We start from the raw sequence: 23,315 nt of genomic DNA on the forward strand, positions 1-23,315 counted from the left end.
CAGCGCAGCGTCAACTGCGTCACGGACTCGATGTGGAATGTGTGCGGAAACGCTGTAGATGGCAGCGTAACCCGCATAAACAGGGCTCGCAAATGACTTTGGTGTCCAAAGGCTGAAAACAAAAAGGAGACACCATGTTCGAAAAGAACGGCAGATACTTCGCCGACTGGCGGGACACCAGCGGCAGGCGCAGGCGGAAGTCATTTCCGAGCGCGAAACAGGCACGGCGTCACGAGGCGAAGGAGCAAGCTGCGTCAAAAAAAGGGAAGCGCTCGGCACAGTCGCTGCGTGGACGAGCGCTTACATCAAAGAGCAGCGGACGCACAGTCACAAGCGGCGTGCAGCGGTCATCCTCAACGCGCTGCACAGCGAAAAAAAGATCAGAGAGCTGACCGCGCTGGACGTGGTGGCGATGGCGACATCGCTGCTCGCGAAGCGCGAAACAGCAGCGGCAAAGTATTCGGCCATGGGAGCGCTGCGCTCGCTCCTGCGGCTCATGCGACCCAACACGCGGCTCACAGAGGCGGTGCCGGTCGTGGCCAAGCCGCGGCCACGCAACGTACTCATCTCCGACGAAGAGCGGCAGGCAATGCTGCTGACCGCGGCGCCATTCCTGCAGTGCTTCATCCTGTTGTGCGGCGATCTGGCGCTGCGGTCCGGCACCGCCGCTCGAATCGCGCCGGAGCACTATGACCCCATAAGTCAGGAGCTGCGATACGTCACGAAGGGCGGTCGCACCATGCACATGCCGGTGACGCGGCAGCTCGTCAGGCTATTCGAGCTGGTGCCCGCAGACGCCGACAGGACCCGGCCGTACGTGCAGCATCTCTACGGGCGGTCGATCACACAGCATGCGCTCATCAGGCAGTTCGCGCGGCTGTGCGGGCGGCTCGGCATCCGGGGCAAAACGCCGCATGATCTGCGGCGCAGCACAGCCGTCAAAGTCATGGACATCACCAAAGACCTGCGCGTTGTGCAGCACCTGCTCGGACATACGTCACTCGACTCGACACTCTATTACCTCGATCACGACTACGGCCACGTGGACCGCGAGCTGATCGAAGAAGCCGCAAAAGGCAGAAAGGCCCATCAGGCATGAAGCACACAGTAGAAGCTGCAAAAACCCCTGTAAAACACTGGGTGCCGGAAATCTGGGCAACAGCGCACGAAGCCGAGCAGTCAGCATCCATCGAAAGCTACGTGCATTATTGCGAGAAGGCACACGCCGAGGCCCGCGCGGAAGCCATCGAGTCGAAGTGCAGCGAGAGCGAGGCCGATAACGTGGCCGCGGCAGCGTGGCGCTGCACGCTGCCGCTGCTCAGCAGCCGCACGGCCGTGCAGGCGTTCATTGCCTGCGTGGCGGTGGGCCAGCAGCGCGGCTGGATCAAACCCGAAGAGAGCCGCTCGCTCATGTACACGGCACAGACCGCGCTCAGCGTGCTGAGAAAGGCTGGCGCGTGATGCAGGCCGACCTGCAGGCCATCTCTGACAGCATCGTCGCGCTGGTCGAGGCAATCGAAGGCGTCGGCAGCCCCGAGCAGTTCGACGCGCTCACGCTGGAGCTGTACTGGCGGGCGCGTCTGCTGCGCGATCAGGTCTCGGTGCTGAAGGCGGCGAAGCGACGAGCCATGAGCGCGGCCATCTGAGGCGTGATACGCTCACACGGGCACAACCAACAGGCGCGGCCCTCCGGCCGCGCCTGTATCGTTTCGGAGGCCAACATGGAGCCATATCTGCGCAATGTGCTGCGCCGCTATGCGGAGCATGCCTGTAATCCCGGCCGAACCACCATTGCGGCGTGGCGGCTGACCCGCAGCGGCATCAGGAAGCAGTGGGACAGGGATGCGGAGCTGATCTGGCGCATGGACATCGCCGCACTGCTGCGCCGCCTGCCCGACCCAACCCACACCATCCTGCTGCTGGTGCATGGCATCGGCTACAGCGCACAGGCGGCGGCCATCCTCGTCTCGCAGAGCTACACACAGACCCGCGCCGATCTGCGCATAGCAGAGGAGCGTTTCAGCGAGCTGCATGCGGCCTATGAGGCAGGCGAGCTGCCACCGGCACGCCGACGCTGCAGCGGCCGGGTGCAGTAAAGCGGGCAGGCGCGGAGTCGCAGCGTGGGTTCGTGCCCGGATCAGCAGTGAGGCACGTCGGCCGCCAGCGCAACCGCGGCGCTGTTACCCGCCGTGCTGCGGTGGGCTCGGCCACATCGGCCTCGCCGTCAGGCACGGCCGCATCCGCCTTCGCGCTCACGCGCTGCGGCGGCTCTCATGCGGCCGGGCCATCTCACGGGCTGCGCCCGTACCCCTCAGCTCCGTCCGGCAGCGTGCGGTTCCGCGCGGATCAGCAGGCGTGCCCTCACGTGGACCATCGGCCCGCGCGGGTCACAGCAACCGGCAATCCTGTCCAAAAGGAAAGTATGCTGCCCCCACGGGCAAAGCACACATGGCGGCGCGGGCAGGCGGCCAGCCCCACGCTACAGCCGCGCGGGTCCGCGCGGGCTCCGGCCTCGCTGCGCTCGGCTGCCCGTGCTCCCACGCGCAGCGCGACGGGCGTGGCCGCCTGCCCTGAGCGCCGCACGGACCGCACCAAAGGCCGTCCATGCCCCGTGGCATGGCCATTGTGTGCGCCTGTCCTCGCCCGTCAAGGCACGCTTCGCTCTTCGGCCCTGACCGGCTGCGGGAGGCGCGAAACCCGCTCCGCTATCGGGGCATGGAGGAAAAAGCATGGCAGGCAAACGCCGTACCCACCCCATACCACCCCCACCCCCTCCCCCCGTGCGATCACTGATCGCACGGGAGCGGGAGCGTCGGCCGGAGCTGCGTCCGGGAGCACCGGCACCGGCCACGGCCACGCTGCTGCGCCACCAGCGTCAGGAGCCCCTGAGCGCCTTCACCGCGTGGGTGCGGGCCGGAGGTCACAGCCATCCGGTGCCGGTGGAGCGGGACGGCATGGACGAGCAAAGCCGGGCGCTCTTCGGGCTGATGCTGACCGATGAAATCGACCGGCTGCGGCAGCAGTTACGCGTGGCGCAGCCTTCGGCGGGCGGGCCGGACGCGCTCAGTCTGTGGCTGATGCTGGTCTGGTGCTGGCTGGAGCCGGAGGCGCGGTACCAGCACCCATGGCTGCGGCTGAACGCGTCGGAGTGGACGGCAAAGGAAGCGGAGCTGCTGGCGCGGCTCGATCATCCGGAACTGAAGGCCATCGCCGCACGGCTGATGTCACACCGGACGGGTGTCCAGCGCTGAGGCGCCGGTGACCATGGTGTCCACGCGGTGTCCATCATGCCTGCAATTCCGCTGGACACCGCGTGTCAGGCGGGCTAAAGTGGGTATCCATCACCCGCGTGACACCAGCGTCAACTGCGTCACGGACTCGATGTGGAATGTGTGCGGAAACATATCCACCAGATGCATCTCTCTGAGGTGATAGCCGGATTCTACCAACGCGCGCAGATCGCGAGAGAGCGTGGCCGGATCGCACGAAACGTAAGTAATGTGCGCTGGTTTCAGCTGTCCCAGCAGTGCTGTTACGTCTTTTCCCAGCCCGGCGCGCGGCGGATCGGCGACCACCAGATCGGGTGTCTTCTCTCCGCGCCTGACCGCGCCGCGAAGAAAGGCCTCCGTATCCGATGCGACGATGCGCGCAGCCTTCCGCTCCGGCGCTGCCGCGTGCAGATTGTGCCGCAGGTCTGTAACCGACGCCGCAGCCGCCTCTACCGCCGTCACCTCTTCGAAGGTCTCCGCCAGCGGCACCGTAAAAAGCCCCACGCCCGCATATAGATCCCACGCCTTCGCACCGGAGCGCCCGCCTGTCGCCAGCTCGACAAAGCGATCCACGAGAAAGCGGTTCACCTGAAAGAACGCCCCCGCGCTCACGCGGTACTCATGGCCTGCCGCGCGATAACGGAGCCAGGTCTCACCCTCCGCCGCCAGCCGCCGTCCCGTCTGTTTCCCGCGATCGGCCGAGTACGCGCACATCCCCGCCAGCTTTGGAAGCTCTGCGCGCAACACGCCCCACAGCGTTCGCAGCCGCTCGGCAGCCTCGCGCTCCGCGAGCGAGGTCCAGAGCGTGACCAGCAGTCCGCTCTCGTCCTCATTGGTGAAAAGCTCCACTTCCTCAGCCCACGCCGCCATGCCCGCTTCCGCGCCGATGCTCCTCACCGCCTCCATCGCTCGCTGCACTGCAGCAGCGGCAATCGGACACCGCTCGACCGGCAGGTTCGCATGCGATCCCGCCCGTTTATAGCAAAGCGCGAAAGGCTCCCGCTGCACATGCAGCCGCACGCGGTTGCGATATCCGAGCGGCTCGCCGAAGGCCGTCCTGATTTCAGGAATACCGGCAACACGAGCCCGCTCCAGCGTCTCGTGCAGAATCGCCGTCTTGATGCGAAGCTGCTCCTCGTACACCGCATGCTGGTAATGGCAGCCGCCGCATGCACTGAAATAAGGACAGGCCGCCGCTGTGCGCTCCGGCGAAGGTTCCAGTACCGCATCGAGCGCCGCCTCGTCATATCCCTGGCCGCGCTTCGTAATGTGCGCTTCCACCTCTTCGCTCGGAAGCGCAAACGGCACAAAGACCGCCTTGCCTTCCGCCCGCGCCAGTCCCGCGCCGCCGTAAATCGCCTTCTCTATCCGCAGCTTCATCCCTGGCTCATATAAAAAAGGCTGAGACGCGGCAGGCTGTGCTGCTCCAGCAGCCGCTTGTGAAGAAACTGCTGCTCGATCTGGCGAATCTGTACCGCCTGCATCTTTCGCCGGTACGGCGCCAGCTCGCGCTCGCTCTGTTCGCGCAGCCGCAGCAGCTCTTTCTCCGGAGTCGTCGCCACCAGCACCGTGAGCAGTTTTTCTTCCAGCACCGTCAGGTTGCGCTCCAGCTCTTCCAGATTCGCCGCCGCTGCGCCGCGCGTCTGTGCCGCCAGCTCCTCCAGCCGTCCCGCCATCTCCTGCACTGTCTGCATGGCCAGCTCCGCAAGTTTCGCCGCGCGAAGCTCCACAGCGCATCCCGCAAGGTGCCGCGCAATGCGCTCCTGCTCAAAACCCGGCGCCGAATCGCTCGAAGAAGCCTTCGCCAGACCGACTGAAGCCTCCTTCATCTCTTCCACCGCCGTCATTACTTCCTGCGCGCACCACGCCAGCCCGTTCACCTGGCGCGTGCCGCGGCCGCCCGTGCGCTGCTTCCGCGCCTCGTGCCGGTCAAAGGCCGAATCGATCCCGCGCAGCACCGCCTCCAGCGGCACGCCGGCCTCTCTCCATGTTTCGATCAGCGCCCAGTCCAGGGTCGAAAGCAGCAGCAGCGAGCCGCGCCGCTGCTGAAAGCGCTGCTCGATCTCAGTGAAGTAATTGAAGTAGTTTTCCAGGTTCCTGCCGCCTCGCCGCCCTGCTGCCAGGCCGGATCTCTTCAGGTCGCATGCGCCCGGGCTTTGGCCGTGCGATTCCGTTCATAGATAATGCGCAGGCCTTCGAGCGTCAGCGTCTCATTGACCTGCGTGATGTACTTCGACTCGTGCGCAACAATATGCGCCAGCCCTCCGGTCGCCACGCACTTCGTATCCTCGCCCAGCTCGGCGATCATGCGTTCCAGAATGCTGTCCACCAGACCGATATGCCCGTAAAACAATCCGATCTGCAGATTATCGATCGTGTTCGTGCCGATCACCTTGGCCGGCTTGCGAATCTCGATCCGCGGCAGCCGCGCCGCCCGTGCAAACAGCGCCTCGGCGCTGATATTGAGCCCCGGCGCGATCGCTCCGCCAAGAAACTCTCCCCGGCGCGAGATCACGTCGAAGTTGGTTGCCGTCCCGAAATCGACCACAATGCACGGCCCGCCGTACTTCTCATACGCGCCCACGCAGTTGGCAATGCGGTCCGCGCCCGCCTCGCTCGGATTATCGGTAAGAATCGGCAGCCCCGTCTTGACTCCCGGCTCGATGAACAGTGGCTTCTGGTTGAAGTACCGCTCGCAGAACTGCCGCAGTATCCAGTCAATCGGCGGAACCACCGACGCGATCACGATGCTGCTGATCGTGCCGTCCTTCACGCCTTCCGTCTGCAGCAGGTTGCGGATCAGAATTCCGTATTCATCGGCCGTCTGCGCATGCCGCGTGCTGATGCGCCACGTCGCGCGCAGCTCTGTCGCGTGGCCATCCGCCAGCGTGTAAAGCGCAATAAGCGTGTTGGTATTGTTTACATTGAGCGCGAGCAGCATGGCATCACCGGACCGTTGCAGAATGATCTTCGCGCACGCCGCCGGAATAAACCGTTCGCAGCCCTTCTGCGGTGCGCACTACAAGAAAACCTCGCGCGTCGAGCCCTTCCGTTATCCCGGAAAAACCCTCGCCCTCTTCCACGCGCACGCGCCTGCCGCGAATCCAGCTCGAAGCCCCCTCCAGCCGGCGGAGAATGCTCTCTGCATGGTTCGTGGCGGAGGTCAGCGCGCTGACTTCGCGCTGCAGCGATTGTAACAAAGCAAGGAGCAAATCCTGCCGCGCCCAGTTGCGTCCTGTTTCGATACAAAGCGACGTCGCCAGCGTGCGCAGCTCCTCCGGAAACTGCTCCTGATGCACGTTGATTCCAATCCCCACAACCGCATGCCGCACGCGCGTGACCTCGGCATTCAATTCGGTCAGAATCCCGCAGAACTTCCGCCGTCCCAGCAGCAGATCGTTCGGCCATCGCAGATCGGCCCGGAGCGAAGTCACCTCTTCGACCGCCGCCCGCACCGCAAGCCCCGCGGCCAGCGAGAGCCACAGCGCATCGGCCGGAGCCATGCGCGGACGCAGCAGAACGCTGACGTACAATCCCGATCCCGGCGGAGAAGACCACGCATGCGCTCCGCGCCCGCGTCCCGCCGTCTGCTCATCGGCGAGGTACACCATCCCCTCCGGAGCGCCTGCGTCCGCCTGCTGCATCGCGTAAGTATTGGTCGAATGGATCGTCGGAAAGTACCGCAGCTTCCCTGCGAAGGGCGTGCCCGCCAGCGCCGCATCGGCAGCCGCCAGATCGAACCCGTCCTCGGTTGCCGGCGCACTCTGCGGGCTGTACCGGCCGCTCTGATCCATGCACTGCCCCTCTGGAACCCGGGCCGTGATTCGCGCCGGTCTCCTGCAGAAACTCCGCTGCGCCGCCGCAAAAACCGGCGCATCCTCCTCTACTCTACCTGACCGATGTAAACCCCGAAGGGTGGCAGCGTGACCGAGTTCAGCGATACCGGATCAGCCCCTCCCGGCGTCTTCAGAAGCGTCTTCACGCCTTCGCCCGCAACCCCGTGCGCCTTCAGATCGAAGCCGATCGTCTGCGGCTGTGCCGTAAAGTTGCACGCCACCACCACCGCCTCGCCACCCGGAGCCCTGCGCAGCCACGAGAGTACATGTGCGTCCGTGGTGTTCAGCATCGTCTCGTCGCCCTCGCGCAAAGCTGTATTCGATTTCTTCAGCGCGATCAGCTCTTCATACCAGTGCAGTATCGAGTCGCTTTCATCCGACTCCGCCGCCACATTGATGGTCCTGTAGCTTGGCGGAATCGGCAGCCACGTCTTCCCGCCCGCGCCCGAAAAGCCCGCATTCGGCCCCGCCGTCCACTGCATCGGCGTGCGCTCGCCGTCGCGTCCCTTGTTCTTCGGCCAGCCGGTAATGCCTACCGGATCGCGAACCTCCGCTTTCGTCTTCGGAGGCGTGGTCACCATGCCGATCTCATCCCCGTAATACATCAGCGCCGTATCGCGCGAGGCGAACAGAATCGCCGCCAGCATCCGTCCAATGTCCTTGTTGTGCACCCCGTCGCCATAGCGGTCCCATCGCGCATTGTCGTGGTTATCGAAGACGAACAGCGGCTCGTTGCCGTTCAGCTCCGTCTCTGCCTCGTTGATGCGTCTGCGAAACAGGCTCACGTCCAGGCGATTGATGAAGCCCACCTGCATATCCATCGGCAGCTGCAGCTCGTCGTTGTGCAGCCCGTACATCTTCCGCAGATCGGCAATGCTCGACAGATAGGTCTCGCCGATCAGCACAACCTGCCGTCCCTGGTAGCTGTCCGTCACCTTCCGCAGCTCGCGCAGCACGTCGTGCACCTCCGGCAGATTGTTCGTCTCCGTCTCCGCCAGCGTCACGTCGCCGTACGCGTTGATCATCGGCTTGCCGTCCTTGCCGGGAATCTCCTTCTCATTCGTCAGCTTCGGATCTTCAAACAGCGTCGTGATCGCATCCAGCCGGAAGCCGGCGACGCCGCGGTCCACCCAGAAGCGCACCACGTCGTACATCGCTTTGCGAACCTCAGGATTGTTCCAGTTCAGGTCCGGCTGCTGAATATAAAACTTGTGGTAGTAGTACTGGCCTGTCTTCCTGTCGAGCTCCCACGCCGAGTGCCCGAAGTCCGACTGCCAGTTATTCGGCGGCCCGCCGTTCGGCCCCGGATCATGCCACATATACCAGTCGCGCTTCGGATTCTCCTTCGAGCTGCGCGACTCGATAAACCACGGATGCTTATCCGAAGTATGGTTCAGCACCATGTCCATAATCACGCGGATATTGTGCTTCTTCGCTTCCGCCATCAGGTGATCGAAATCTGCCATCGTGCCGTACTGCGGATCGATCGCCTCGTAATTCGAGATGTCGTACCCGAAGTCGACCTGCGGCGAAGGATAGATCGGCGAAAGCCAGATCGCGTCCACTCCCAGCGACTGCAGATAGCCCAGCCGCGAAGCGATGCCGTTCAGATCGCCGATCCCGTCGCCATTCGAATCCTGAAAGCTGCGCGGATATACCTCGTACAGCACCGCGCCCTTCCACCACGGGTGGCCGCCCGTATTCTGGCCTGCTGTGGAAGTCTGCTGTGCGAATGCGGAAACCTGCGCGAATGCGGAAATCGCCAGCAGTGCGCTCAGCGCAACTGTTGCCAGCGTGCGTTTCGATCGCCATCCCTGCTGCCTCATATCATGGCCCTCCGGAAGAAAAGAAGAAGGACGCCGGCCGCAGTGTGGAGGCAGGACGCCTTCCATCCAACGCTCAGAAAGCTACCACAAACGGCAGTCATCAGGAGGAGGCCGGCAGGCCGCGCAAATCAAAAAAGCCGCTGCCGCGCGCAGAAAATCGTCTTAGTAATGTTTCCCCGCGCCCTCAGTGGCTCTTTTCTGTTCCCGGATTCGCATTATGCCCAAAATCCAGGCCAAAGTGCGGCTCCGACTTCGTCCCCGTCACCTTGATCGGTACCTCGGTTCCCGCGCCGTGTTTCGAGAAGAACGGATCGACCGGCTTCAGCAGCAGAGATTTCCATCCCGTCACCAGCTGCGAGACCTTCGCCTGCAGCCGCGCCTTGCCGTGAAAATCGAACTGCGCTCCATCCAGCGAGTAAATGCCGTCCAGCGCAATCTGCGCTCCCGGCACATCGTAGTTCAGGTTGGTAATCATCAGCCGCGCGCTGTCGAGCATAAAATCCCCGCTCATATCCGACGCAACGTTGGCTGCGACATTGTTGTCCGGATCATCGTCCTTGTCCGCTTTTCCCTCGCGCTCTGCCTCTTTCGCCCGGCCCTGGCCGCGCAGGCTCAGCTCATCCACCTTTTCCTGCACCTTATCGTTCGTAAAGTGCACCTGCTCGATCCGGAACGACCCATTCAGCTGCAGCTTGTCCGGCACCGCAAGGTCGCCCGGCGGAATCCTCAGCTTCGTGTGCATCGTCAGCGCGCCCGTCATCACCGGAGGCACCGTCTTCACCGCAAGCTGCAGCATGTCCTGAATCGTCCCCGGCGTCACCGTAACGTCCAGCAGAATGTCATGCCCCTGCTTTCCCGGCACGCGCACCACGTCGCCCTTCGCCAGAATGTGCGAGTGTCCCAGCCACGCGTCCACCGGCTGCAGATGCGTATCGCCGTTCGTGCCGTCCACAACCGCATGAAACGTCGTGTTCAGCGGCATGGGATGGTTCGCAATATCGATGCGGAAATCCGGCGTCTTCGTCTCGCCGTCCACGGCGATATGGTTCAGCGTGCCCTCATACTTCCCGTCCGACGACAGAATGCCGCCGATGCCCTTCAGCGTGCTCAGGTCGGCATTGCGAAACTCGTAGCTTCCGCGAACCGGCGTATCGCCCGGACTATCGGCGGAAAACGGGCCGAAATAGCCGGTCGTATTGATATCGCCCACCGGCTTCGGGTTCACCAGAATGGCATGAAACTTCATCGGCTGGCCCGCGCCAATCGAGTCCAGCGTCAGGCTTGAGATGTCGAACTCCAGAGGAATCTTGCCCGGCTTCCCCGGCCTCATCACCAGCGACGCCTTATTCACCTGAATCTCATCCACAAAGATCGAAACGTGCTTCCCGCTCCCGTTTCCCTCCGGGTGCGGCACATTCTTCCGCTGGTTCTTTGGCGGCATCTGAATCGCCAGCCCCTCCAGCTGCACGCGGGCAATGTGCAGCGGATTCTCCAGCAGCCCCCGCCAGTGCACGTGGAACGAGAACTTCTCCACCGCAAACAGCGGCTGCTGCATATCCAGCTGGTTCGGATACAGTTTCAGTCCACCCCCGGTCACCTCGAAGCCCCGCAGCACCGAAACGTCGAACCGTTCGAGCTCCACCCGGCTGTCGAACCGCTGCGAAAGCGCATCGACCACATGAGCCTTCAGAATCGGTTCGGCCCGGTGCAGCAGGATCTCCGCCACAATCAGCACTGCAATCAGCGCCAGCAGCACAATGCCGCCCACCCAGTAGAGAACCCGACGCATGCGGCTTCCATGCCGCCGGGGAGAATCGTTTCGCGAAGAATCGCTTGTCGTCGTGCTGTTCTGATCGGTCACGTATAAACTTTCCACGCCCCGAGGGGCAAAGCGGAGCTCAGGTCCAAAGGCAAAGAGGAACTTAAACTCTTAGAGGCGCTTTGCCGCCTCCGCGTTGGTTCAGGCAGACGTACCCCTGAGTATGCGCCCTCCCAGCCGGGGAATGAATGGGGTGTTCGCAGGATTCGGGGTGCCCCACCTTCGCGACCGGGGTCCCCGGCGCACGCGGTGTTCGTGCGCTGGGGTGAGGAACCGGGGTCCCCGGCGCACGTGGTGTTCGTGCGCTGGGGCGGGAAGCTAAGGTGGGAATGAAAAACTCTTTCCCCTTGTCATCCCGAGCGAAGCCGAGGGATCTGCAGTTGTTTTTCGTCTCGCACCAGCGAGACCCGGTAGAAGCCCCCGGCGAACAGTGTTCGCTGGGGTGATCGTTAGCCTCATGACAAAAGCCTCAAAACCCCGAGGGAGGGTTCGCCGGGTGGGATAAAAGAATCCCTGGGTGCCCCCTGTCCGGATTTTCGGACATGGGATGCTTCCCCTCCCACTACACCTCCTGCGTTCCGGCGAGTTACGGTGAATAGGCTGGCTCTGCATCCGGCAGAAATCGGGGACACATGAGCGATCGCAGAAAAATCGTTACCGGTCTAGGAGAGCTTCTCTGGGACCTTCTTCCCTCCGGAGACCGCCTCGGCGGCGCTCCCGCAAACTTCGCCGTCATGGCCTCCCGGCTTGGCGATCGCGGCATCGTCGCCAGCCGCCTCGGAGACGACAAGCGCGGCCGCCAGGCGCTCGTCGCGCTGCACCCCCTGCCCATCGACACGTCCTTCCTTCAGTCCGATACCGCCTTTCCCACCGGAACCGTCTCCGTCTCTCTCCTCCACGGCGAGCCCGAATACACCATCCACGAGCCCGTCGCCTGGGACCAGCTCGCCTTCACTCCCGAATGGCAGTCCCTCGCGCAGCAGACCGACGCCGTCTGCTTCGGCAGCCTGGCGCAGCGCTCCGCTGTCGCCCGCGCCACCATCCAGTCCTTCCTCGCCTCTACGCGCCCGGAGTGCGTCCGCATCTTCGACGTCAATCTTCGCCCGCCCTTCTTCAGCACCGGAGTCATCCACGCGTCGCTTGCGGCCGCCACCATCCTCAAGCTCAATGAATCCGAGCTGCCCCGCATCCTCTTTCTCGCCGGCCTCGGCTCGTTTCCGGTTGCCGATGACGAAGCCGACCTCTGCAAGGCAGCGCGTCTTCTCTTCGACCGCTTTCCGCTTCGCCTCGTCTGCATCACGCTCGGCGCCCGCGGCAGCCTGCTCGTCTCCCACGAATCCCACCACCGCCATCCCGGCGTGCCTGCCGATCTCAAAGACGCCATCGGCGCCGGCGACGCCTTCACCGCCGCCCTCGCGCACTACTATCTCGAAGCCGCGCCGCTTCCCGTGCTCAATGAAGCCGGCAACCGCTGGGGTGCCTGGATCGCTTCGCACTCCGGAGCCATGCCCGCCCTTCCGTCCGAAGTTCTCGCCGGGATAACCCAGGCGATTCGTGCCGTCTGACCGTGATTGACGGCGGTTCGCCGCAGTTGTATCGTGCCTGGAAGTATGCCTCACTTACCTACACCGCAGGAACGGCGCGCGCTCGGCCAGGCGCGGCGCAAACAGGTCAGCCGTCAGAACCACGGCCACTGGGACCCGAGCCAGCGTAAGTACGATCCCATGAAGCTCCTCGCGGATTCCATGCGTGGCCGCGTCCCCGCGCTCATCCCCGTCAAGTACCAGCTCATGGCTGACTCGCCCTTCGGATTCTTCCGTGGCGCAGTGCCCATCATGGCCGCCGATCTCGCTTTGCTGCCGCACACCGGCATCGTCAACCAGATCTGCGGCGACGCGCATGTCCGCAATCTCGGCGCCTACGCCGCGCCCGACGGCCGCCTCGTCTTCGACATCAACGACTTCGACGAGACCATCCGCGGCCCCTTCGAGTGGGATCTCAAGCGCCTCGCCACCAGCCTCGTCCTCGCCGGCCGCGCCGTCAGTTGCAAGGGAGGCATACGCGAAGACGCGGTCCTGACCTTCATCGACAGCTACCGCAGGCTCGTCAACACGCTTGCCCGCATGCCGGTCATCGACGTCGCCCGCTACCAGGTCCATCGCCTGCAGCGCATCTCGCCCGTCTCGAAGGCGCTGCTCAAGGCCGAGCGCAGCACCCCGGTCCATTCGCTCGATCAGCTCACCATCCCCGGTAAAGACGGCTCGCGCATCTTTAAGGACAATCCTCCGCTGCTCACCCGGCTCACGCCCGCGCAGGCCCGCCCCGTGCTCGCCTCGCTCGCCGCCTACCGCGAAAGCCTTCTGCCCGAGAGGCGGCACTTTCTCTCCCAGTACCGGCCCGTCGACGTGGCCTTCAAGGTCGTCGGCACCGGATCGGTCGGCACCCGCGACTACCTCATCTACTTCGAGGGCAATGGTCCCGGCGATCCGCTCTTCCTCCAGATCAAGGAGGAGCCCGGCTCCGCCTACGCGCCCTGGCTCGATGCCGCCGGCCTCGCCTCCCATCAGGGACAGCGCGTAGCTGAAGGGCAGCGCGCCATGCAGTTCCTCTCCGACTCTTTTCTCGGCTGGACGACCATCGCCAACCGCCAGTACCTCGTCCGCCAGCTCAACGATCACAAGGCCGGCATCGAGGTCGAAGACCTCGCCGGCGACGGCCTCATCGAATACGCGCAGATGTGCGGCGAGCTGCTCGCCCGCGGCCACTCCCGCTCCGGAGACGCCTGCATGCTGGCCGGTTATATCGGCACCGGCAACAAGCTGGGCGGGTCGATGGTGAAATTCGCCGAAGCCTACGCCGACCAGACGGAAAAGGACTGGGAGACCCTGAAAAAATCCGGAAAAGCGCCAAAGGCAGGCAGCCCAAAAGCGGGTGGCTGAGATCCGGTCAGCAAGAAAGCGGTCAGCAAAGTACACTGCTCTCCTCACTGCTGACCGCTGACCGTCTCACCACTGACCGTCTCACCACTGGCCGCTCCACCACTGGCCGCTCCATCACTGGCCGCTCCACCGGCTGACCGTCTCACCGCTGACCGCACCACCAGCTAAAATAGACATATGCTCCAGCTTGCCGGCGCCGGCAAACGATTCGGCCACAAACTCCTCTTTGAAAATGCCAACTGGCTCATCACCGCCGACGAGCGCACCGCTCTGGTCGGCGCGAACGGCACCGGCAAATCCACCCTGCTCAAAATCCTCGCCGGCTTCGACGGCCTCGACTACGGTGGCGTGCAGCGCACCCGCGGCATGAGCATCGGCTACCTGCCGCAGGACGGCCTCGCCCTCCACGGCCGCACCGTCTTCGAGGAGTGCCTCACCGTCTTCGACGAGCTTCGTTCGATGGAGCGCGAAATGGAGCCCCTCTCCGAGTCGCTGGCCACACTCGATCCCGAAAGCGCCGAATACGCCGCCGCCGCCGACCGCTGGGCGCACATCGACTCGCGCCTCCACGCGCACAACGTTTATGCCCTCGACGCCCAGGTCGGCAGTGTCCTCACCGGCCTCGGCTTCTCCAAAGAGGACTGGCAGCGCCGCACAGAAGAATTCAGCGGCGGATGGCAGATGCGCATCTCGCTCGCCAAACTCCTCCTCGAAAGCCCCGACCTGCTCCTGCTCGACGAGCCCACCAACCATCTCGATCTCGAATCGCGCAACTGGCTCGAGGACTACCTCAAAACCTATCCCGGCGGATACATCCTCATCTCGCACGACCGCTGGTTCCTCGACGTCACGGTGGATAAGATCATCGAGATATGGAACAAGGGCCTGCACGTCTACCACGGCAACTACGAAAAATACCTCCAGCAGAAGGCCGAGCGCCGCGCGCAGCTTGAATCGGCATATCGCAATCAGCGCGAGCACATCGAGCACCTCGAAGCCTTCATCTCCCGCTTCCGCTACCAGGCCACCAAGGCAAAGCAGGTGCAGAGCCGCATCAAGGAGCTCGAAAAGATCGAGCGCATCGAGATCCCTCTCGAAGAGCAGGCCATTCACTTCACCTTCCCGCAGCCGCCGCCCTCCGGCCGCACCGTCGTCGAAGTCTCCGGCCTCTACAAAAGCTACGGCGAAAAGCAGGTCCTCAGCGACGTCAGCTTCACCATCGACCGCGGCGACCGCATCGCCCTCGTCGGCGCCAACGGAGCAGGGAAGTCGACCCTCATCCGTCTGCTCTCCGGGCAGGACACGCCCACCAGCGGCATCCTGAAGCTCGGCCACAACGTCCTCGCCGAATACTTTGCGCAGGATCAGTACAAAGTCCTCGACCCCGGCGCGCGCATGCTCGACGACATCAGCCGCACCGCGCCCAAAGTGACCGAGACCGATCTGCGCAGCCTCCTCGGCTGTTTTCTCTTCTCCGGCGACGATGTCTTCAAGCGCCTCGGCGTCCTCTCCGGCGGCGAGCGCAACCGTTACGCACTTGCCCGCATTCTCGTCAGCCCCGCCAACTTCCTGCTCCTCGACGAGCCCACCAACCACCTCGACCTGCGCGCCAAAGACGTGCTCCTCGACGCCATCAACAAATTCACCGGCACCGTCATCTTCGTCTCTCACGACCGGTATTTCATCGACGGCCTCGCCACCCGCGTCTTCGAGGCCGAAGGCGGACACGTCCACGTCTACCCCGGCAACTACGAGGACTACCTCTGGCGCAAACAGGGCGGAGCCGAAGCCCTGGCCAGCGCCTCCGCGTCCGCCGGCAGCGCCGCCGTCTCGCTGCCCGAGCCGCCGAAGCCCGAGCCTGCAAAGGAAGACAAGCCCGCAAAGAAGGTCAATCCGATCAGGCTGAAGCAGATGCAGGACCGCCTTGGCTTTGTCGAGGCCGAAATCCCCCGCGTCGAGTCCTCCATCGCCGCGGCCGAGCACTCCCTCGGCGTCTACGTCTCCGCCGAAGAGACCCAGCGCCTCACGCAGCAGCTCGACGCTCTGCGCTCACAGCACTCTGCCCTCAGCGGCGAATGGGAAGAGCTCGCCCTCCAGCTCGAAGAGTCATCGGCGGTATAAGCCTCCGCGGTCAGTGGCGTTCGCATCTGTGGCTGACACTCAAGCATAATCAGAAGTGATGCCACCACTCTGGAAACCGGAAAGCTGGGCAGATCGTCTGGCGGAGCTCGAGGCACGCTCCGGCGATCTGAAGGAAGTGCCGTTGCGCCGCGATGTGCGGTCGCTCGGTATGCTGTTGGGCGAGGTCCTGCGCGAGCAGGCCGGTGTCGAGCTCTTCAACAAGGTCGAAGAGCTCCGTCTCGCTGCCATTCGCCGCCGCGAGGCGCACTCCGAAGGCTCCGCGAAGGAAGCCGAAGACCTCATGCAGGCCGCCGTCCTCGGCGTGAATACCCTCGGCGTCGATCAGGCCTACCGCCTCAGCCGCGCCTTTGCCTTTTACTTCGAGCTCATCAACCTGGCCGAGACCAATCACCGCAAGCGCCGCCGCCTCTCGCTGCAGATCAGCGAAGATGGGCAGCGCGGAGACGATATCCAGCGCGGTTCGTTCCGCGGCACTCTGCGCGCCATGCGCCGCGTGGGCATCACGGCCGAGGAGGCTCTCGCCTGGCTGCGCCGCATCCGCGTCATCCCCGTCTTTACCGCCCACCCCACGGAGATCGCCCGCCGCTCCGTGCTTCTCAAGCGCCGCCGCATGGGCGATTTCCTCGAGCAGCTCGACCGCATCCCCATCCCCGACGAGGAGCTGACCTCGCTCGAGGACGCGCTCACCGCCGAAATCACCGCCCTCTGGCAGACCGACGAGGTGCGCAGCCGCCGGCCCACCGTCTCCGACGAAATCCGCATGGGCCTCGACTACTACGACGTCTCCATCTTCGAGACGCTGCCCGGCCTTTATCAGGAGGTCTCTGCCGCCCTCGCTGCTGAGTACGATCTCCACATCGACGCAGCCGAGCTCCCGCTGCTGCTCTCCTTCGGCTCGTGGATCGGCGGCGATCGCGACGGCAACCCTTACGTCACCACCGAGGTCACCCGCGAAGCCATCCGCGCCGCGCGCTCCCGCCTGCTCCGTTACTACGACGCGCGCCTGCTCGAGACCATCGATCTGCTCACCACCTCCGCGCAGCAGCTGCCAGTGAGCGAAGAGCTCCGCACCCGCCTCGGCAGCTTCCTCGCCGACCTCGGCACCGACGCCGCGCAGATCTTCGGGCAGCGCTTCGAGTTCGAAATCTACCGCCGCTATCTCTTCTGCGTGCGCTCGCGCCTCCTGCGCACCGCCGGCATCACTCCCTCCGATCACGACCTGCTCGAGACCGCGCTCGTCTCGCTGCCCGCCTACTGCTCCGCGCAGGAGCTGCTCGAAGACCTCGGCATCGTGCGCCGCAGCCTCGCCGCGCATGGCGGCATCCGCGTCGCCGAAACGCAGATCGACCCGCTGCTCCTGCTCGTTCGCACCTTCGGTCTGCATCTGCACACCCTCGATATCCGCCAGCACGCCCGCCAGCACCAAAAGGCCCTCGAAGAGGCCTCTGCCTGGCGCGAGCAGCAGCCCATCGCCGTTCCCTCCGGCCTCAGCCCTGAATCCCGCGACGTCCTCGAAGCCTTCCGCGCCATCGCCGAAGTCAAGGCCGGCTGCAGTCCCGAGGCCATCCGCCAGTACGTCATCAGCGGTGCCGCCACCGTCGAAGACATCCTCGCCGTCGTCTGGCTCGCCCGTCTCGGCGGGGTCGAGGTCGCCGGCAATGGCCGCGACCCCGGCATCATGCCCGTGCCGCTCTTCGAATCCATCGAGGACCTGCGCAATGCCCCCGAAGTCTGCCGCCGTCTCTGGACCTCGCCCGATTACCAAAAGCTGCTCGCCTCCTGGGACAACACGCAGGAGGTCATGCTCGGCTACTCCGACTCCAACAAGGACGGAGGCATGCTCGCCAGCACCTGGGAGATCTTCCGCGCCCATCGCGCTCTCCACGAGGTTGCGCACGAATGCGGCGTGCAGCTCCGTCTCTTTCACGGCCGCGGCGGCACCGTCGGCCGCGGCGGCGGACCTACCCACCGCTCCATCTACGCGCAGCCCGTCGGTGCCTTCGACGGCCAGATCCGCATCACCGAGCAGGGTGAAGTCCTCAACTGGAAGTACTCCGACGTCGTCCTCGCCGAGCGCAATCTCGAGCTGATGATCGCCGCCTCGCTCGACGCGCTCGCCCGTCCCGATGCCCTCGACCCTGACGGCCATCGCTCCGGCGTCATGCGCCCCGCGTGGGAGGCCGCCTTCGACGAGCTCTCCGAGACCTCCTTCCACTTCTATCGCCATCACATCCTCGACGATCCCGAAGTGCTCGAATTCTTCGAGACCGCCACCCCCGTCAGCGAGCTCGAGCACGCCCGCATCGGCTCGCGCCCCTCGCGCCGCAAGGGCAAAATGAGCCTCGCCAATCTGCGCGCCATCCCCTGGGTCTTCGGCTGGACGCAGAGCCGCCTCCTCGTCCCCGCCTGGTTCGGCGTCGGCCACGCGCTCGGCGAATATGCGGAAAAGCCCGGCGGTGCCGCTCTGCTGCGCGAGATGATGGAGGAATTCCCCCTCTTCATCGACCTCATCCGCAACGTCGAAATGGCCCTTGCCAAAGCCGACCTCGGCATCGCCTCGCTCTATGCCTCGCTGGTGCCCGACGCCGCCCTCCGCGAGCGCGTCTTCGCAAAGCTCAAAGCCGAGTTCGAGCGCACCCTCTCCGCCGTCCTCGCCGTCACCGGTCAGAGCGAGCTGCTCCAGACCAACCAGGTGCTCGCCCGCTCCATCCGCCTGCGCAATCCTTACGTCGACCCCATGAGCCTCATCCAGGTCGACCTGCTCCGCCGCAAGCGCGCCGGCGAAGACACCGAAGAGGTCAATCGCGCCATCTCCGGAACGATTAACGGCATCTCCGCCGGTCTGCGCAACACCGGCTGAGACGATAAAGCACGAATCCGTTCCAGAACGGCATTCGCCTTTGCACTGTCCCGAATCGGAACGCGCGCCGTGAAATTTCCGCGGCGCGTTTCTCCGGAAGCCTCCGCCTCACCCTATGCTCGCTTTGTGAGAGGAGCTTCCATGCAGCCACAGGCGAGTCCGCACTCCGGCATCCGGCCTCCGGTCGAAGACATTCACGCCGTTCTGGGGCGCTTTCAGGAATGGGCGGAGACCCACCGCCAGTCGCGCGAGCATGCCGCCGCTCCGGTCGCCGCGCCCGCAGCCCGGCGCAAAGCCTCAAAACGAAACAGCCCCGGCCTGCGCGATCTCACTTATGAGGAAGCGTTGCAGTCTGCGCGCCGCCATCATTCGCCCGCGCCGGAGGCAGCCTCATCGCCTGCCGCGGCAAAAGCCATCGCTCCGGAGCCGTCTGCGGCCAAAACCCCAATCCCGTCCCCCACTGCGAAATCATCTGTAAAGCCCGCTGCGAAGATCACCGCGCCGGTCACAACCCAGGCCAGTGCTCAGGTCATTCCCCCAACCGTTCCCCCGGCCGTTTCCAGGCCCTCCCCGTCTCCGCGCTCCTCCAGGCCCTCCCCTTGTCCCCCGCGGGCCCTCCCCCCGTCCGACTTCCGCCAGGCGCTCGCCCGCAGCGTAGCCCTGCCGGCCTCAGTCGAGCCGCCCTCCGTTGCCATGATGATCCCCGTCTCGGCGCGCCCCTCCGTCGTCTCCGTGCGTCTCGCCGTCGAAGAACGCGAGCGCATGAAGGAGTACGCTGCCGAGGCCGGCCTCTCCGTGTCGGCTTATCTCCGTCAGTGCGCTCTTGAGGTGGAACAGCTCCGCGCCCAGGTGAAGGGCATGATGGAGATCACCCGCCAGGCTGCCGTCACCCCGGCGCCCGCCATTCTTCCCGTCCCCGGCTTCCGGGGCTGGTTCCGCCGCAGAATCTTCCCCGGCAAACCCGCAACCACGGGCCTTACCCTGCGGGCCTGACGTCCTTCCCGCCTCATAACTGCGGTACCGGCGCCGGTGAAGAAGCAGAAGCAGGCAGATTCATGACCCCGCAGTTATCCACGGATACAGACTGCCCTGACCTCTACCTGCCCCTCGGCACGCTGCAGGCGCTGTATCAGCCGTCCCGGCTCCTGGCTTCGGAATGAATGGCTTCGGAACGAATGAAATAAGGAATGAATGGAACGATGAGACACTTTCCCTGCTGAAGCAGCCGGGTCAGGGCCCCTGCCGCACTTCCTGGGAGCTCTGCTGATACTCCACATTCAGCAGAGCCTCGGCCGTCAGCTCATCGGCGTTGCGCAGGGCAGGGAAGAGCGCCGCCCACAGCCCTGTCACCATCATCGAGCCGATCCCGCCAATCACCACCGCCCGCACCGCGCCCCACCACTGCGCCGTCAGGCCGCTCTCAAACTCTCCAAACTCGTTCGACGCGCCCAGAAACAGCGAGTTCACCGCGCTTACCCGCCCGCGCATCTCCGGCGGCGTCGCCAGCTGCAGCATCGAAGACCGGATCACCACGCTCACCATGTCTGAGGCGCCCACCACAAACAGCGTCACCAGCGACAGCGCAATGTTTTTCGAGAGACCGAAGATCACCGTCGTCAGCCCGAACAGCGCCACGCAGATCAGCATCCTCGCGCCCGCCCCGCGCCGTATCGGCTTCCAGGTCAGGAACATCGAAACGCTCAGCGCCCCAATCGCCGGAGCCGCCCGCAGCATGCCCAGACCGCGCGGCCCCGCATGCAGAATGTCCTGCGCAAAAATCGGCATCAGCGCCGTCGCGCCGCCCAGCAGCACGGCAAACAGATCGAGAGAGATCGACCCCAGCAGAATCGGTGTCTGCTTTACATAGTGAATCCCCGCCAGGATCACGTCCTTCGAGATCGCCCGATGTTCCATCCGCCCCGGCCGCACATGCAGCGAGCCGATCAGCGCCAGGAAGCATACCAGCGTCACCAGCGTGAACGCATACACCAAGCTTGAGCCGTGCAGCCGGCTCCTCAGCGGCAGCGTGAACAAGATGCCGCCCAGCGCCGGACCGCTGATGTTCGCGATCTGGAACATCGTTGCGCCCCACGTCACCGCGTTGACGAAGTGCTCCTTCGGCACCAGGTGCGGAATCAGCGCCGAGCTGGCCGGCCCGCTGAACGACCGGCCCGTGCCCACCAGCAGCAGGACTCCGTAAATCGGCCACACATTGCGCAGCCCCGTCCACGCAAACAGAAACAGCGCCAGCGTGCACAGCACCTGCAGCGAGTAGCACACCAGGATCACCATCCGCCGGTCGAAGCGATCCGCCACATGGCCCGACGGAAGAATGAAGATCAGCCCGGGCAGAAACAGCGCAAGGCCGGTATACCCCAGGTTGATGGCCTTGTGGGTCATCTCGTACACCTGCCAGGCCACCGCCAGCGCCTGTGCTTCGGCGCCGATGATCACAAGAACCCGGGCAAGCTGATAGAAGCGAAAATCGCGGGAGAGGAACGCAGCGCCGGCGGCGCTGCTACTGGAAGAGTCGGCCATGCCTGCTTTGTTTATACCCTGGCTGGCCCGGCTCATGCGTTGCCGGAAATGTGAAGATGCGGCGACTCGTCCGGCAGGGTTTAGTTTGAAAAGGTGGCGTCCACAACTCCGGAATTTCCCAAAATACCCATCGCCGGGGCCAATCCCGCGCTCGAAACTCTGGAGCCGGAGCTGCCTGCCATTCGCATGGTGGGCCTCGGCCCCCTCCGCGCCATCGTGGCCGTATGTCTCTGTGGAGTCTTCGCTTTCCTCAATCTTTACGTCACGCAGCCCATGCTGCCGCTGCTCTCGAATATCTTCCATGCCTCCCGGGCCGCAGTCGGCTTAACCGTAAGCGCTTCCACCCTGGGTGTCGCCCTCTCGGCCGCCATCTTTGGAGCCCTCGCCGAAAGGCTCAGCCGCAAGCGCGTCATCGTCGTCTCCACCCTGGTGCTGGCCGTGCCCACCGTGCTCGCCGCCACCTCTCCCGGCCTGCACACCCTCATCTTCTGGCGCTTTCTCCAGGGCCTCATCCTCCCCGGCATCTTCGGCATCACCATCACCTACATCGGTGAAGAGTGGCCCAAAGAGACCATCGCGCTCATCATGAGTATTTACGTCAGCGGAACCGCCCTTGGCGGCTTCATCGGCCGTCTGAGCGCCGGGCTCACCGCCGAGCGCTTCAACTGGCACTGGGCCTTCCTCCTGCTCGGCGGACTCACCCTCACCGGTGCCCTCGTCATCGCCCGCTGGCTGCCCAGCGAAACCCGCCCCCTCCACGGTCATCCCGGCGGATTCGTCGCGCAGCTCCGGCCCATGGTCGGCCACTTCCGTAATCCCCGCCTGCTGGCCACCTTCGCCGTCGGCTTCGGCATGCTCTTCGCCCTGGTCGGCATCTTCACCTACATCACGTTCTATCTCGCCGCTCCTCCCTTCGGCCTTTCCACCGGAGATCTCAGCTGGCTCTTCGCCATCTACCTCGTCGGCCTGCTCGTCACGCCCCTGGGAGGCTATCTCGTCACCCGCATCGGCATGCGCTTCGGCATCGCCAGCGCCATCGCGCTCTGCCTTGCCGGCTCGCTCTTCACCCTTTCTCATCACCTGTGGATTGTTATCTTTGCGGGACTCGGCCTGGTCTGTACCGGCGTCTTCATCGCCCAGTCCACCGCGGCCAGCTTCCTGCGCATCGCCGCGCCCGAAGGCTCGCGCGCCTCGGCCGCCGGACTTTACATCACCTGCTACTACATCGGCGGCACCGCCGGCGGAGTCATCCCCGGCTACATCTGGTCCTTTGGAAAATGGCCGGCCTGCGTTGCTCTGGTCGCCGCCCTGCTGCTCGTCATTCTCGTGATCGCTCTGATCGGCTGGCGCGAACCGAAAGAGCTGAGAAGCCCCGCACGCGCATAACGCCTGATCTCCAGGCCGTATTAACATATACCCGAGCCACTAAGCTGTGGATTCAGAGAACAAATTTGAATTGTCATCCCGACCGAAGCAGACGCCGTCAGGCGGCTGCGCAGCGGAGGGACCTGCATTTCTTCCCTCCCAGCCTGAAGTCTGACCGCGAATCCATTCGTTTCCTCCGCCTGCTTTCCCCTATATGTCGATACGACCTATTCCCTAATCTCTAATCCCTGATCCCTGTCTTCTAAACTCCCCGCTCTTGCCGCCCGTCTTGCTCTCCAGCGCAATCTCCCGGATCACGATCCCCTTATCCAGCGCCTTGCACATGTCATAGATCGTCAGCGCCGCGATCGAGGCCGCCGTCAGCGCTTCCATCTCCACGCCCGTCTGCGCCGTCGTCGCCGCTGTGCTCTCGATCTTTACGCCCTTGCCGGTCGTCTCCAGATGCACATCCACAAAGCTCAGCGGCAGCGGATGGCACATCGGAATCAGCTCCCAGGTTCGCTTCGCCGCCTGAATGCCCGCAATCCGCGCCACTTCCAGCGGATTCCCCTTCGGATTCTGCGGCAGCGCCGCCAGAACCTCTGCCGAGAGCGCGACAAACGCCGAGGCCCGCGCCTCCCGCCGTGTCGCCGCCTTGCCGCTCACGTCCACCATCTTCGCTTCGCCTGCGTCGTCGTAATGCGAAAGCCTGCTCATGGAG

At 64.4% G+C, this 23,315-nt stretch carries 19 protein-coding genes; 11 read left to right on the top strand and 8 right to left on the bottom strand.

The window, feature by feature from the left end; genetic code table 11:
* Positions 1-412: 412 nt before the first annotated feature.
* From D0Y96_RS15635 to D0Y96_RS15655, 5 genes are all read left to right on the top strand, one after another.
* Positions 413-1,099 carry a tyrosine-type recombinase/integrase gene (locus D0Y96_RS15635; RefSeq protein ID WP_117301717.1) on the top strand — a complete coding sequence of 229 codons (687 nt, stop codon included), beginning with the start codon at positions 413-415 and terminating at the stop codon, positions 1,097-1,099.
* A complete protein-coding gene (locus D0Y96_RS15640; RefSeq protein ID WP_117301719.1) occupies positions 1,096-1,461 on the top strand; it encodes a hypothetical protein in 366 nt (121 codons plus the stop codon). Before D0Y96_RS15635 ends, D0Y96_RS15640 begins: the two co-directional genes overlap by 4 nt.
* Positions 1,458-1,646, top strand: coding sequence for a hypothetical protein (locus D0Y96_RS15645; protein ID WP_147325092.1), 189 nt, complete (start codon positions 1,458-1,460; stop codon positions 1,644-1,646). Before D0Y96_RS15640 ends, D0Y96_RS15645 begins: the two co-directional genes overlap by 4 nt.
* A gap of 75 nt (positions 1,647-1,721) precedes the next feature.
* A complete protein-coding gene (locus D0Y96_RS15650) occupies positions 1,722-2,096 on the top strand; it encodes a hypothetical protein (RefSeq protein WP_117301723.1) in 375 nt (124 codons plus the stop codon).
* A gap of 684 nt (positions 2,097-2,780) precedes the next feature.
* On the top strand, positions 2,781-3,251 hold the full coding sequence (locus D0Y96_RS15655) for a hypothetical protein (protein WP_117301726.1): 471 nt from the start codon (positions 2,781-2,783) through the stop codon (positions 3,249-3,251).
* 90 nt (positions 3,252-3,341) lie between these two features.
* On the opposite strand, the gene rlmD is transcribed toward D0Y96_RS15655, so the two are convergent.
* The 6 genes from rlmD to D0Y96_RS15685 form a co-directional block, all read right to left on the bottom strand.
* Complete coding sequence (gene rlmD, locus D0Y96_RS15660; protein WP_117301728.1) at positions 3,342-4,649, bottom strand: 23S rRNA (uracil(1939)-C(5))-methyltransferase RlmD; 1,308 nt, start codon at positions 4,647-4,649, stop codon at positions 3,342-3,344.
* Positions 4,646-5,407: a hypothetical protein gene (locus tag D0Y96_RS15665; RefSeq protein WP_491562714.1), complete on the bottom strand. Its 762-nt coding sequence runs from the start codon at positions 5,405-5,407 to the stop codon at positions 4,646-4,648. Before D0Y96_RS15665 ends, rlmD begins: the two co-directional genes overlap by 4 nt.
* On the bottom strand, positions 5,404-6,210 hold the full coding sequence (locus tag D0Y96_RS15670; RefSeq protein WP_117301733.1) for a type III pantothenate kinase: 807 nt from the start codon (positions 6,208-6,210) through the stop codon (positions 5,404-5,406). Before D0Y96_RS15670 ends, D0Y96_RS15665 begins: the two co-directional genes overlap by 4 nt.
* A gap of 4 nt (positions 6,211-6,214) precedes the next feature.
* Positions 6,215-7,063, bottom strand: coding sequence for a biotin--[acetyl-CoA-carboxylase] ligase (locus D0Y96_RS15675; RefSeq protein ID WP_117301735.1), 849 nt, complete (start codon positions 7,061-7,063; stop codon positions 6,215-6,217).
* A gap of 89 nt (positions 7,064-7,152) precedes the next feature.
* Positions 7,153-8,931, bottom strand: coding sequence for a glycoside hydrolase family 13 protein (locus tag D0Y96_RS15680; RefSeq protein ID WP_117301737.1), 1,779 nt, complete (start codon positions 8,929-8,931; stop codon positions 7,153-7,155).
* A 184-nt stretch (positions 8,932-9,115) separates the two neighbouring features.
* The gene (locus tag D0Y96_RS15685; RefSeq protein ID WP_117301955.1) at positions 9,116-10,720 is read right to left on the bottom strand and encodes an AsmA family protein; all 1,605 of its coding nucleotides are present in this window, start codon (positions 10,718-10,720) and stop codon (positions 9,116-9,118) included.
* A gap of 662 nt (positions 10,721-11,382) precedes the next feature.
* Between D0Y96_RS15685 and D0Y96_RS15690 the strand changes: the two genes are divergently transcribed.
* The 5 genes from D0Y96_RS15690 to D0Y96_RS15710 all read left to right on the top strand — a co-directional run bounded on the left by D0Y96_RS15690 (position 11,383) and on the right by D0Y96_RS15710 (position 19,684).
* Positions 11,383-12,315, top strand: coding sequence for a PfkB family carbohydrate kinase (locus tag D0Y96_RS15690; protein WP_117301740.1), 933 nt, complete (start codon positions 11,383-11,385; stop codon positions 12,313-12,315).
* A 45-nt stretch (positions 12,316-12,360) separates the two neighbouring features.
* Complete coding sequence (locus tag D0Y96_RS15695; protein ID WP_117301743.1) at positions 12,361-13,689, top strand: DUF2252 domain-containing protein; 1,329 nt, start codon at positions 12,361-12,363, stop codon at positions 13,687-13,689.
* A 177-nt stretch (positions 13,690-13,866) separates the two neighbouring features.
* Complete coding sequence (locus D0Y96_RS15700; protein WP_117301745.1) at positions 13,867-15,810, top strand: ABC-F family ATP-binding cassette domain-containing protein; 1,944 nt, start codon at positions 13,867-13,869, stop codon at positions 15,808-15,810.
* Positions 15,811-15,868: 58 nt separating this feature from the next.
* The gene (locus D0Y96_RS15705; protein WP_117301748.1) at positions 15,869-18,691 is read left to right on the top strand and encodes a phosphoenolpyruvate carboxylase; all 2,823 of its coding nucleotides are present in this window, start codon (positions 15,869-15,871) and stop codon (positions 18,689-18,691) included.
* 141 nt (positions 18,692-18,832) lie between these two features.
* Entirely contained in the window at positions 18,833-19,684 is an 852-nt protein-coding gene (locus tag D0Y96_RS15710) for a plasmid mobilization protein (RefSeq protein WP_147325093.1), read from the top strand.
* Positions 19,685-19,921: 237 nt separating this feature from the next.
* Here D0Y96_RS15710 and D0Y96_RS15715 read toward each other — a convergent pair whose 3' ends face one another.
* The gene (locus D0Y96_RS15715; protein WP_117301957.1) at positions 19,922-21,229 is read right to left on the bottom strand and encodes an MFS transporter; all 1,308 of its coding nucleotides are present in this window, start codon (positions 21,227-21,229) and stop codon (positions 19,922-19,924) included.
* Between the two features lie 93 nt (positions 21,230-21,322).
* Here D0Y96_RS15715 and D0Y96_RS15720 point away from each other — a divergent pair, with 93 nt between their 5' ends.
* Complete coding sequence (locus D0Y96_RS15720; RefSeq protein WP_350449094.1) at positions 21,323-22,615, top strand: MFS transporter; 1,293 nt, start codon at positions 21,323-21,325, stop codon at positions 22,613-22,615.
* A gap of 213 nt (positions 22,616-22,828) precedes the next feature.
* Here D0Y96_RS15720 and moaC read toward each other — a convergent pair whose 3' ends face one another.
* Entirely contained in the window at positions 22,829-23,311 is a 483-nt protein-coding gene (gene moaC / locus D0Y96_RS15725; protein WP_117301753.1) for a cyclic pyranopterin monophosphate synthase MoaC, read from the bottom strand.
* Between the last annotated feature and the right edge of the window lie 4 nt (positions 23,312-23,315).

The organism is Paracidobacterium acidisoli (assembly GCF_003428625.2).
In the GTDB taxonomy this organism is placed as follows: domain Bacteria; phylum Acidobacteriota; class Terriglobia; order Terriglobales; family Acidobacteriaceae; genus Paracidobacterium; species Paracidobacterium acidisoli.